Here is a 12,711-nt window from a genome sequence, read left to right on the forward strand (position 1 = left end):
TCCATGTAAGCTTATTTATTTCGGAACAGGCTACGCGCGAGTATATTAATACTAAGAACCAGTAAGGTAATCAGTACCGCTCCAGACCAGGCTAAGTTGTTCCAATCCTCGAACGGGCTGGAAGCAAAAGCGTAAATAACAAATGGCAAGTTAGCCATAGGTCCATTCATGTTGAATGACAAGAACTGGTTATTCAATGCTGTAAACAGCAATGGTGCGGTCTCACCAGAAATACGAGCAACAGCCAACAGTACCCCAGTCACAATGCCTGAACGCGCTGCTTTATAAGAGATGGACAGAATAATTTTCCATTGAGGGCAACCCAAGGCAGCTGCCGCTTCGCGCAAACTATTAGGCACCAAGGACAACATATTATCGGTTGAGCGTACCACCACAGGAATGACTAGAATAGCCAGTGCTAAGGCTCCCGCCCAACCCGAGTAGTGACCAACCTGAGCCACGTACACCGCATAAATAAACAAACCGATCACAATGGAAGGTGCAGACAGCAATACATCATTCAAAAAACGCGTAGCCGGAGCCAACCAACCTCGTTGCCCAAATTCGGCTAAATAGGTACCCGCCAAGATTCCAATGGGTGTACCAATTAAAGTACCTACCGCAGCCATCATCACACTACCCAGTATGGCATTGGCTAAACCACCAGCACCACCAGGGCCAGGTGTACTTTCTGTAAACAAAGACCAAGCCATGGCGGCACTGCCTTTGCTAATTAAGGTAATAATAATCCAGAACAGCCAGAACAAGCCAAACAGTAAGGCAGCAAAGGAAACGGTCAACATCACCTTATTGACCAAGCGTCGGGTCCGGTAAACGGGATTATCCGTATGTATAGCAGATTTATTTTGTAGCATGGTTCTGGTCCGTATTAGCGTGATGTACCTTCATTTTTTGCGAGGCGCAACAGCAGTAACTTGGAGATGGCTAACACCACTGTAGTAATCAAGAACAGAATTAAACCTAGCTCTAATAAGGCAGATTTTTGCATACCACCCGCTTCGTTAAACTCGTTAGCCAAAGAGGAAGCAATGGAGTTAGATGGAGCAAATAAGGAATGTGGTAAGCGGAACGAGTTACCGATAACAAAGGTAACTGCCATGGTTTCACCCAAGGCCCGCCCTAGACCAAGCATAATGCCGCCAATGACGCCATTTTTTGTGAACGGCAAGACAACACGCCACATGACTTCCCACGTCGTACTTCCCAAACCATAAGCAGACTCTTTCAGCATGGCTGGTACAAGCTCGAACACATCTCGCATTACCGCCGTAATGAAAGGGATGATCATAATGGATAACACCAACCCTGCAGTAAACACCCCAATCCCAAATGCCGGTCCAGCAAAAAGCTGATTCAATACAGGAATGTGCTCAAAAAGGGAGATCATGTGTGGCTGTATGTAGCGCTGAAACAGCGGTACAAAAACAAACAGACCCCACATACCATAAATGATGGAAGGAATCGCAGCCAGCATTTCGATCGCTGTGCCCAACGGGCGGCGTAGCCAAGTAGGCGATAATTCAGTTAAGAACATCGCAATACCAAACGATACAGGTACAGCGATCAACAACGCGATTAACGATGTGCTAAGGGTACCCACTATAGGTACTAAAGCACCATAAACTCCGTTGACAGGATCCCAGTTGTTCGTCCATAAAAATGATATACCATATTCTAGGATAGACTCGCGGCTCCCATAGATAAGGGAGATGGATATGGCAGCCAAAAGGATAAAGACCAGGAACGCAAAACTTCGCGTCAGCCCCCTGAAAAGGCCATCATAGAGAGCATTCTGATTTCGTTTCATATAAGGACGTCAGCTAAACAACCGGCAAAATTAAAGGCGGCACATCGCCGCTACACACAAAACCGACATTTTGACATAATAAAGACGGCGGTATCAAAGACACCAGCCGTCTTATGAGATCAATTTACAACTGATCACAGTACAGCACTAAATTACTTCCACACCGCAGCGCCGTCTTTACTCTTAACTTCGGCAGCCCAAGTAGCACGGATTTGGTCAGTAACTTCTTTAGGTAGAGCAACGTAATCTAGCTCCCCTGCTGACTTTGCACCGTTTTCGAAAGCCCAGTTAAAGAAATCCAATACCGCTTTGCCGTTCTCAGGTTTATCCTGAATTTTGTGCATTAGCACAAAAGTAGCAGAAGTAATAGGCCACGACTGAGCACCTGGCTCTTCAGTCAGAATAACACCCATACCTGGTGCTGACTTCCAATCGGCATTGGCCGCTGCAGCAGCAAAACTCTCTTGGCTAGGTTGTACAAAGTGACCATCTTTGTTTTGCAACTGTGTCCAAGCCAGATTATTTTGCTTAGCGTAAGCGTACTCAACATAACCGATGGAGTCTTTCAACTGACGTACGTAAGCAGCAACACCTTCGTTACCTTTACCGCCTTGCCCTGTTGGCCACTTAACAGCTTTACCTTCACCGACTTGATCTTTCCAGTCTGTAGAGACTTTAGACAAGTAGTTGGTCCAACCGAAAGTTGTACCGGAGCCGTCGGAGCGGTGTACTACAACGATGTCGCGGTTAGGCAGTTTTACATCTGGGTTAAGCGCTTTGATAGCGGCGTCATCCCACTTGCTTACTTTACCTAAGTAGATATCGCCCAATACTTTACCGGACAGTTTCAACTGACCTGGAGCAATACCTTCGACGTTCACAACAGGAACTACACCACCGATTACCGCTGGAAACTGCAACAGACCGTCTTTATCCAGCGCAGCACCGGACATTGGGTCATCAGAAGCACCAAAGTCTACCGTTTTAGCAATAATTTGCTGTTGACCACCACCAGAACCAATGGATTGGTAGTTCACACGGTTATTGGTTTCCTTAGCGTATTCGGCAGCCCACTTAGCGTAAATAGGATACGGGAAGGAAGCACCCGCGCCAGTAATATCAATTGCATTGGCACTTGCTGCAAAGGCACTGAAAGCCAGAGCAATAGTCACCTTGTTAAATACACGTTTCAACATCGATATGTCCTCTTGGTGTTAGTCATAAGGCAGTTTTGAACTGCTATGTCTAAACATGTTAAGCCCGCATTATGACATGTACATGACAGTTGTAAAAAACACGCTAACCTAAGCGCTCCATTAAGTAGTTATGCAGATTAAAGGGTGCTCTACGGGTCCGAATACGGCTATAAGTGCCATCTGCATTGCCTTTCCAAGCCAGCTGATTATCTTTTAAAGCGAAAGTAAAGGCTTCTGAAATAACACGCCGTTTCAAAGTGCGATCCAACACGGGCACTGCAAGCTCAACCCGGCGAAAGAAATTTCTATCCATCCAGTCGGCTGAAGACATATAAACGTCTTCTTGGCCCTCGTTGTAAAAATAAAATATGCGTGAGTGTTCTAAGAAACGCCCCACCAACGAGCGGACCTGTATTTTTTCGGATAAGCCGGGGACTCCAGGGCGCAGGGCACAAGCACCACGTACGATTAAATCTACACGCACTCCTGCCTGACTCGCGCTATATAAAGCCTCAATAACCTTAGGCTCAAGCAAAGAGTTCATTTTCGCCATAATGCGAGCACGCTTACCCTCTCGCGCTCGTTCTTCTTCTGCTTTAATTTTCGCGATCATGGTGTCGTGCAAGGTAAACGGTGATTGCAACAACACTTTTAATGGCCGCCACGCCCCTAGCCCTGTAAGCAAAGAAAAAACCTTATCCATATCGTCACAGATATCTCGATTAGCTGTGATCAGGCCGAAATCGGTATACAACCTAGCCGTGCGAGGGTGATAGTTACCTGTGCCAACATGACCGTAACGCCTGATCTCACCATTTTCGCGCCGCAAGACCAATAGCATCTTGGCATGTGTTTTGTTTCCTACCACCCCATAGCTTACATGGGCACCCACTTCTTCCATTTTGGCTGCCCAGTTGATATTAGTCTGCTCATCAAACCTGGCCATGAGCTCCACCACGACAGTGACTTCCTTACCGGCTCGTGCAGCCGATAACAGCAAATTCATTAGCTCGGAGTCTTCCCCTGTACGATAAATAGTTTGCTTGATCGCTACTACGTCTGGATCGACCGCCGCCGCACGCAAAAAGCTTAATACAGGCTGGAAAGACTGATAAGGGTGATGGAATAGCTGGTCGCGCTTAGCGATGGCTGCAAACAACTGGCTGGGGTGATCAAATGCGGCATCAAACGGTGCAGGGATAGGCGCACGGTACTCTGGAAACTGGAGATCTGGACGCTCTGGCACATTACACAACTGCATTAACCGCGAAAGATTAACAGGCCCTCGTACCCGGTAGGTATCCCAAGCGGCCAATTGAAACTCTTTCTGCAAGAAAAACTCCAGCTCTTCCGGCATGCTTTGGTCAATTTCTAAGCGCACCGCGGCACCGAAGTTACGCTGCGATAACTCGCCCTGCAATGCTAGTCGCAAATTAGTAACTTCTTCTTCATCTACAAACAAGTCACTATTTCGAGTGACACGCCATTGATAACAACCCTTGACGTCCATACCCGGAAAGAGCTCATTGACAAACACGCTGATGAGCGAGGTCAAGAGCATATATCCTTGAGAAATATGGGAGATTTCATCAGGGACTCGAATCAGCCTAGGTAAGGCTCGAGGTGCTTGGACAATAGCAATATTACCGGTACGCCCAAAAGCGTCATTACCGCTTAACTCAATAATGTAATTCAAGCTTTTGTTATAAACACGAGGGAAAGGATGGGCAGGATCCAGACCTACCGGTGTTAATAACGGCATGACGTCGCGCATGAAGGTTTGATACGCCCATTCCCGCTGGCTTTCCGTCCACTGCGCGGCAAATAGTAAGCCAATTCCCTCTTCCATCAAGCTTGGCAATACCTGCTGCATCAGCAAATTATTTTGCTTATCCACCAAGGCATGTGCGGCCTCCTGCACCCGGTTAAAAGCTTCTATGGGCAAAAAACCATCCTCACCGATCTTATGGGGATTTTGTAACACCTGCTCTTTAATGCTAGAGATACGAATTTCAAAAAATTCATCTAAATTCGAACTCACTATACACAAATACCGCAACCGCTCTAATAATGGGGTACTGGGGTTTTCTGCCATAGCCATGACTCGCTCATTAAACTTCAACAAGGAGAGCTCACGGTTTAGCAAGGTAGTATCAGGTGAGGAAAGCATAAAATATCTGAAACCCAACAAGTTAAGAGGAAGACTTCCGTACTTTTACTACACTTATATTACTATTCGATGAAGGCGTGTTAAGACTGTCTCAAAGTCACCATAAGCGAGCATAGCAATAGACTCTTAATGCCAGAAACTGAAATAAATGCAATATCTGCTACAAACTCCGGTGCATCTATACTTATAATCGCAGAGTATTCATATTTAGCGATCAACATGGACCATTTATTAGCCGCCGTAGACTTGGGTTCCAATAGTTTTCGACTGTCCATCGGGCGCGTCGTGATTAATAATGGGCAGGCTCAAATTTACGCTATCGACCGTCTAAACGAATCCGTGCGGCTCGCAGCCGGCATGGGAGCCGATAAACGCATTAGCCCCGACGCGATTGAACGTGCCATCACTATACTGAAACGTTTTAACGAGCGCTTGCAAGGGTTCCATCCTAATCGCGTACGTGCTGTAGCAACCAATACCTTCCGTGTCGCCTGCAACCTTAGCGAAGTTTTGCCCAAGGCTGAAGCAGCACTGGGCTTTCCGATTGAAGTTATTTCGGGACACGAGGAAGCTCGCCTCATCTTTTCTGGGATTAGTAATGAGCTACCGCCCTCCGAGCACCGACGCCTCATGATAGACATAGGGGGAGGCTCTACCGAAGTCATCATAGGAAAAGGACTCAAGCCCCAACTGCTTTCTTCACTTTATATGGGCTGCGTCAGCTTTACTGATAAATTTTTCGACGATGGTCGTATCACCGAAGAACGGATGAATAAGGCCATACTGGCTGCCAGACGTGAACTCGAAGGCATTGCGCGCCAATATAAAAAAACCGGATGGCAGGAAGCATATGGATCGTCCGGCACGGCAAAGGGACTCATCGCCATACTTGAGGAAAATAACTACTCAGCCAAAGGTATTACTTTGCAAGGCATGGAGGCCTTAAAAAAACGACTTATCCACGATGGCAAAGTTGATATGGACAAACTGGCAGGTGTCAAACCACACCGAGCCCCTGTTTTAGCAGCCGGTTTAGCCATTATGATGGCTGCTTTCCAAGAGCTAAAAATAAAAAACATGTTGGCGGGTGAAGGCGCCCTACGTGTGGGTGTGCTTTATGACATGCTAGGACGCGACTCTGAACAAGATCAACGCCTGCTTACCGTACAGCAACTTAGCAAGCGGTATCATGTGGATGCTCGCCAAGCACAGCGTGTTGAACGCACCACAGAAGTTCTATTCAAACAATTAGGGCCACATGATCCTAATGATCCGGACCAGATAGAGCGTTTACTGGAATGGGCTGCAGAGCTGCATGAGATTGGGCTAAGCATCGCGCATACCGATTACCACAAACACACTGCCTACATCTTAGAATACGCCGATATGCCCGGCTTCTCCAAAGATGAACAAACCTTACTTAGTTTTCTTACCTTAGGGCATCAAGGAAGGCTCAGTAAATTAAAACGTTTTGAAGCCCCCACTTCTTGGTGGTGTGCCATGCTGTGCTTACGCTTGGCCGTTATACTTATGCGGCGCCGTGAAGACTTAGACGAACTTCCCGTCCGTCTAGTACGCAAAAACAACGAACTGATGATAAACGCCCCAAAAAAATGGCTTGAGCGTCATCCATTAACGGAGTATTCGCTTCAAACGGAACAGGCCGAATGGGAAAAAATGCCCTTGGACGTAATACTGAATGTACACGACTAAGCGCTTAGCTAGAGGCTGAGTGGAATAAAAATAAGGCCTGCAATAGCAGGCCTTATAACACTTGCTTAAACCTCTTCAGGCCAAACCAAAATGTCGCTTATAACGCTCGTCCATCGCCTCTAAGTCAAGCAAAACAGGAAAGTCTGCGGTATTAAAATCAGGATCCCAAGCGGGTTCACCACAAATAGTGGCGCCTAATTTTAAATATCCTTTTATCAAGGGTGGAATACGCGCTGGCAAAGTGCTGTGCAAACGCTCTATCGGATAACGATGCAGTGGCTTCACCATAGGAACCTCGGGATTAGCTTGCATCGTCTTTTTTGCTGCACGCCACACTTCAGCTGCTGTAACCCCATCATCACGCAAGCTAACGCTAGCGCAACCAAGCAGGTAACGATAACCACCTATGCGCATTAAGGCTGCGATACCCCCCCACAACATCATAATTGCCGCACCAGTGCGAAAATCAGGATGTATACAAGAGCGTCCCACCTCAACCAAACTATTTCGTATAGGGGCTAAAGCACTAATATCAAATTCTGACTCTGAGTAATACCCACCAGCCTTAGCTGCTTTCTCGGGCGTCAAAAAACGATAAGTACCGATTACACGGCTGCTTTCTGGCTCGGAGACCATAAAGTGCTCACACCACTGATCAAAATGGTCTATGTCCAAACCCTCAGTAGCATCAGGAAAGACAGCGTTCATTTCTTCCGTAAAGACCTGAAAACGCAAACGCTGCAAGATCTCTAGTTCCTCATCGGTGCGCGCCAAGCGTAAGGTCAAGCCACCCACGGTGTGCCCCGCCCATACGGAAGCTAGGTCAGTAGATTCAGAATGTACTCGTTCAAACTCAAGCATCGTTCCACTCCATAAGCTTTCATGCATGATGCACAAGCAATGTTTCAGGCTTTTGCCAATTACATTACTGTTTTGTGAAATCTACAGCAAGTAATTTCTCAATACCCGATTGCGCTAGTTCAAAGTCTTCTGCCTCGACCATAATACGCAGCTTGGGCTCGGTACCCGATGCACGAATTAATACCCGTCCCTTACCTTGCAAATCTGCCTCGACTTGAGCGGTAGCAGATTGCAAGCCCGGATGACTTTGCCAGTCTATCCCCGGCTGCAAAGGCACATTTTTCATAATCTGGGGATACATCTTCAGATCACGAACTAACTCCGATAAAGAACACTTACCATGACGCATCGCCGTTAGTACCTGTAGGGCTGCAATAATACCATCACCTGTGGTGTGCCAGTCCAGACACAATAAATGCCCCGAACTTTCACCACCATACAACCAACCACGCTGTTGAATCAACTCCAGCACATAACGGTCCCCCACCTTAGCCCGTTCAAACGCCACTCCCAACTCTTGAAAGCGTTTCTCTAAGCCAAGGTTTGTCATTAGCGTCCCAGCAACACCCTTCACATCATGTGTAAGCATACGGTCTTGCACGATGACGTAAAGCAACTCATCGCCGTTGTAAATACGCCCATCAGCATCCACCATTTGCAAGCGATCCGCGTCTCCATCTAGTGCAATCCCTAAATCGGCACTATGCGCTTTGACCGCCTCGGCCAAACGCTCAGGATAGGTGGCACCCACTTCGTGGTTAATATTAAACCCATCAGGTTGCACGCCAATAGCGATGACTTCCGCACCCAGCTCACGAAAGACATGAGGCGCTATGTTATAAGCTGCACCATGTGCGGCATCGACCACAATACGTAAGCCGTCTAAGTCCAGCTCGTTGGGAAAACTGCTTTTACAGAACTCAATGTAGCGACCAGCAGAATCTTGCAAACGGCGCGCCCGTCCCAACGCTTCAGAGCGCACCCACTGCATAGGTTGCTCGATGGCGGACTCGATTTCCAGCTCTAGCTCATCAGGCAGCTTCGTGCCTTGAGCCGAGAAAAACTTAATTCCATTATCGTAGAATGGATTGTGGGAAGCGCTAATCACAATACCTGCGGTCAAACGCAACGTACGCGTCAAATAAGCCACAGCTGGCGTAGGTACGGGGCCGGCCAACAACACATCAATACCTGCTGCCGACAAACCGGCCTCAAGGGACGACTCCAACATATACCCAGAAATACGTGTGTCTTTACCTATCACTACGGTAGGACGGCCCGTGCCCTTATGCTCAGCCGCCAACACTTTACCGGCCGCATAACCCAAGCGCAGTGCAAATTCGGGATTAATGACTGGTCCGCCAACTTCCCCTCTGATCCCATCTGTACCAAAATATTTACGTGTAGTCATTCTTCCACTCCATGCTCTATGGCATTCCAAATTTGCAACGCTTCTCGGGTTGCTGCTACATCATGCACCCGTAGAATGCTTGCTCCACGCTCAGCACATGATAAAGCTGCTGCCACACTGGCAATCAAACGCTCCGCTGGAGGCTTACCAGTGATCTGTCCAAGCATCGTCTTACGCGATAAACCTATCAGAATGGGATAGGATTCTATCTGTATTTCATTCAAATTCCGTAACAGCTGGTAATTTTGTTGAGTCGTTTTACCAAAACCGAATCCAGGATCGACGCTAATGCGCTGCGCAGCTATTCCTGCCACACGTAAACGTCTAATTTGTTCAACTAAAAACTCACGAACTTCTAACGTGACATTTTTATACTTAGGCTGCTGTTGCATCGTGCGCGGCTCGCCCTGCATGTGCATCACGCATACACCGGCGTGGCTGTTGGCAATAGCCTCTATCGCCCCGGGCATTCTGCACGCATAAATATCATTAATAATATCAGCCCCTGCTGCCAGCACTGCCTGCATAACCTGAGGCTTAAATGTATCTACAGATAGAGGAACATTTAATTTATGCAAGGCCTCAACTAACGGGACTACGCGTTCCAACTCCTGCTCTAGTGGCACCGGGTCGGCTCCAGGCCGCGTAGACTCCCCACCAATATCAAGGATGTCAGCCCCTTGTTCTAACAATCTATGGGCATGCTCCAGAGCACGCTCTAGACTAGCATGTTGATTGCCGTCATAGAAAGAATCGGGTGTCACATTCAAGATACCCATAAGCAAAGGGCGCTCCAGCCCAAGCTGAAAGCGCCCACATGACCAAACGAAATGCTTCATTCGTGGTAAACGAAAAGATTAAACCGGAGTTGTAGCTGCTTCGCCCTTATCATCAGCAGGTTTAGGACCTGCTGCAGGAGGCGTTTTGTCGGACGACCCATTCGTGCCAGTAGGAATATAAGGGGCACGAGGTGGCAAACCTTTCATAATATCGTCAATTTGCTCAGCATCAATGGTTTCCCATTCCAACAAGGCTTTAGCCATGGCTTCCATTTTGTCACGGTTGTCTTCAATCAGTTTACGAGCAATATCGTATTGTTCATCGATAATATTGCGTATTTCCTGATCTACTTTCTGCATCGTAGCTTCGGACACATGAGTGGTCTTAGTCACGCTACGACCCAAGAACACCTCACCTTCGTTCTCGGCATAAACAACCGGGCCTAGGGTATCTGTCATACCGTAACGCGTAACAATATCACGAGCAATTTGTGTTGCACGCTCAAAGTCGTTAGAGGCTCCAGTGGTCATTTGATGCATAAAAACCTCTTCAGCAATACGACCGCCAAACAACACAGCAATCATATTTAGAAGACGCTCTTTATCCATACTGTAACGATCACCCTCTGGTAACTGCATGGTAACGCCCAGAGCCCGACCACGAGGAATAATAGTGACTTTGTGAACTGGATCTGTTTTAGGTAACAAACACGCGACCAAAGCATGACCTGCTTCGTGGTAGGCCGTATTTTTACGCTCTTCCTCAGGCATAATCATGCTGCGGCGCTCGGCGCCCATAATGATCTTGTCTTTGGCTTTTTCAAAGTCTTGCATATCAACGGTAGAACCATTGCGACGAGCAGCAAACAAAGCAGCCTCGTTGACTAAGTTTGCTAAATCAGCCCCTGAAAAACCGGGCGTACCGCGAGCCAACACGACCGCATCAACGTTATTGGCTAAAGGCACTTTGCGCATGTGAACTTTAAGAATTTGCTCACGACCGCGGATGTCGGGTAAGCCTACCACTACCTGTCGGTCAAAACGACCTGGCCTCAGCAAAGCTGGATCAAGAACATCAGGGCGGTTTGTAGCGGCTATCACCAGCACGCCTTGGCCTCTTTCGAACCCATCCATTTCTACCAGCAACTGGTTCAGCGTTTGCTCACGTTCATCGTTACCGCCACCTAAGCCAGCACCACGTTGACGACCTACTGCGTCAATCTCGTCGATAAAAATAATGCAAGGCGACTGCTTCTTAGCATTTTCGAACATGTCTCGGACGCGGGAAGCTCCCACACCGACAAACATTTCGACAAAGTCGGAGCCCGAAATACTGAAAAACGGTACTTTTGCCTCGCCTGCAATGGCGCGCGCCAACAATGTTTTACCCGTACCTGGTGAGCCTACCATTAAGATACCACGTGGGATTCGGCCACCCAGACGTTGAAAACGAGTAGGGTCACGCAGGAAATCAACTAATTCCTGAACATCTTCTTTGGCCTCATCACATCCGGCCACGTCGGCAAATGTAACTGTATTCGTATTCTCATCGAGCATGCGAGCACGCGACTTTCCAAAGCTGAAGGCTCCGCCTTTTCCTCCACCCTGCATTTGTCGCATGAAAAACACCCATACGCCAATTAACAACAGCATGGGGAACCAAGAGATGAAAATGCTGGCTAAGAAAGATGGCTCTTCACGCGCTTTGCCAGATACCTGTACCCCAGCCTTAACGAGCTCCGGCACCATCCAGAGATCGCCGGGTGAGGTCAGTGAGTAACTACGTCCACCGTCAGGTGTGACATGCAAAGTGTCGCCCTGGATATCAACTTTACTGATACGTCCAGCGCGCGCGTCGTTCATGAATTGGGTGTAGGTGACACCGTCTGAGGCTACCGGCCTGCCATCAAACTGCTTAAAAACAGTAAATAGCACAAGCGCAATAACCATCCAGATAGCGACCTTGGAAAACGAATTATTCAAAGCCAATCTCCTGCGATTGCGGCATTTTTCCAAGCATGCTTACACATACCTGAAACAAGCATGATATATCGCCATTCTACCTGAATGACGGGGCCCTGTTCTATAATATCTTGCATTAATCAATTCTTTAGGTCGCGTGCGACCAAAAAAGTTTCTGCTGACTTGTCTCGCGACGCTTTCGGCTTGCGCTCCACCACCCGTACAAAATGATTTTTATACAGTTTGACGATTTGTGAAAAGCCGCTGCCATGAAAAGCTTTTACTATGAGCACTCCGTCTGTCTTTAGATGAGCCAACGCAAACTCCAGTGCTAAGTCACAGAGATGCTGCATGCGAGCCGAGTCAGCGGCAGCTACTCCTGATAAGTTGGGGGCCATATCTGAAATAACAAGGTCTACCTTCTGTCCTACTAAACTTTTTTCCAGACGCTCTAACACCTCGTCTTCACGGAAATCGCCTTGCATGAACTCTACGCCCGCTATCGGCTCCATTTCCAATATGTCTAATGCAATAATACGCCCATCCAGCACCCCACCAGGGCCCACCATCTGCTCACGTACGTATTGCGACCAACTACCTGGGCTAGAGCCCAAATCAACGACTCTCTTACCTTTTACATTGATTTTTTCTAGCTCTAAAATTTCACTTAATTTGAAGGCTGCCCTAGCCCTATAACCTTTTTGTTGCGCCAATTTAACGTAGGGATCATTTATATGTTGATGAACCCAGTCTTTTGAGAATTTTTTCTTGGCCATTCCCTTACAATCTCT

Annotated in this window: 10 protein-coding genes; 1 reads left to right on the forward strand and 9 read right to left on the reverse strand. The window is 47.7% G+C overall.

The window, feature by feature from the left end; genetic code table 11:
• Window positions 1–11 precede the first annotated feature (11 nt).
• The 4 genes from pstA to ppk1 all read right to left on the reverse strand — a co-directional run bounded on the left by pstA (window position 12) and on the right by ppk1 (window position 5,194).
• Window positions 12–875 (reverse strand): phosphate ABC transporter permease PstA, encoded by an 864-nt coding sequence (gene pstA, locus OSH01_RS09395; protein ID WP_266123832.1) that lies wholly within the window; start codon window positions 873–875, stop codon window positions 12–14.
• 14 nt (window positions 876–889) lie between these two features.
• Entirely contained in the window at window positions 890–1,828 is a 939-nt protein-coding gene (pstC, locus tag OSH01_RS09400) for a phosphate ABC transporter permease subunit PstC (RefSeq protein ID WP_266123833.1), read from the reverse strand.
• 152 nt (window positions 1,829–1,980) lie between these two features.
• Window positions 1,981–3,024 (reverse strand): phosphate ABC transporter substrate-binding protein PstS, encoded by a 1,044-nt coding sequence (gene pstS, locus OSH01_RS09405; protein WP_266123834.1) that lies wholly within the window; start codon window positions 3,022–3,024, stop codon window positions 1,981–1,983.
• 103 nt (window positions 3,025–3,127) lie between these two features.
• A complete protein-coding gene (ppk1, locus tag OSH01_RS09410; protein WP_266123835.1) occupies window positions 3,128–5,194 on the reverse strand; it encodes a polyphosphate kinase 1 in 2,067 nt (688 codons plus the stop codon).
• A 219-nt stretch (window positions 5,195–5,413) separates the two neighbouring features.
• Here ppk1 and OSH01_RS09415 point away from each other — a divergent pair, with 219 nt between their 5' ends.
• Window positions 5,414–6,907: a Ppx/GppA phosphatase family protein gene (locus OSH01_RS09415; RefSeq protein WP_266123836.1), complete on the forward strand. Its 1,494-nt coding sequence runs from the start codon at window positions 5,414–5,416 to the stop codon at window positions 6,905–6,907.
• Between the two features lie 75 nt (window positions 6,908–6,982).
• Here the strand turns inward: OSH01_RS09415 and OSH01_RS09420 are convergent, their stop codons facing one another.
• From OSH01_RS09420 to OSH01_RS09440, 5 genes are all read right to left on the reverse strand, one after another.
• The gene (locus OSH01_RS09420; RefSeq protein ID WP_266123837.1) at window positions 6,983–7,768 is read right to left on the reverse strand and encodes a GNAT family N-acetyltransferase; all 786 of its coding nucleotides are present in this window, start codon (window positions 7,766–7,768) and stop codon (window positions 6,983–6,985) included.
• A gap of 64 nt (window positions 7,769–7,832) precedes the next feature.
• Window positions 7,833–9,179 (reverse strand): phosphoglucosamine mutase, encoded by a 1,347-nt coding sequence (glmM, locus tag OSH01_RS09425; RefSeq protein ID WP_266123838.1) that lies wholly within the window; start codon window positions 9,177–9,179, stop codon window positions 7,833–7,835.
• Window positions 9,176–10,018, reverse strand: coding sequence for a dihydropteroate synthase (folP, locus tag OSH01_RS09430; RefSeq protein ID WP_266123839.1), 843 nt, complete (start codon window positions 10,016–10,018; stop codon window positions 9,176–9,178). Before folP ends, glmM begins: the two co-directional genes overlap by 4 nt.
• An 18-nt stretch (window positions 10,019–10,036) precedes the next feature.
• The gene (gene ftsH, locus OSH01_RS09435) at window positions 10,037–11,941 is read right to left on the reverse strand and encodes an ATP-dependent zinc metalloprotease FtsH (protein WP_290459625.1); all 1,905 of its coding nucleotides are present in this window, start codon (window positions 11,939–11,941) and stop codon (window positions 10,037–10,039) included.
• Window positions 11,942–12,060: 119 nt separating this feature from the next.
• Window positions 12,061–12,696 (reverse strand): RlmE family RNA methyltransferase, encoded by a 636-nt coding sequence (locus OSH01_RS09440; RefSeq protein WP_266123840.1) that lies wholly within the window; start codon window positions 12,694–12,696, stop codon window positions 12,061–12,063.
• Window positions 12,697–12,711: the final 15 nt, after the last annotated feature.

Source organism: Alcaligenes endophyticus (assembly GCF_026344035.1).
Lineage (GTDB): Bacteria > Pseudomonadota > Gammaproteobacteria > Burkholderiales > Burkholderiaceae_B > Alcaligenes > Alcaligenes endophyticus.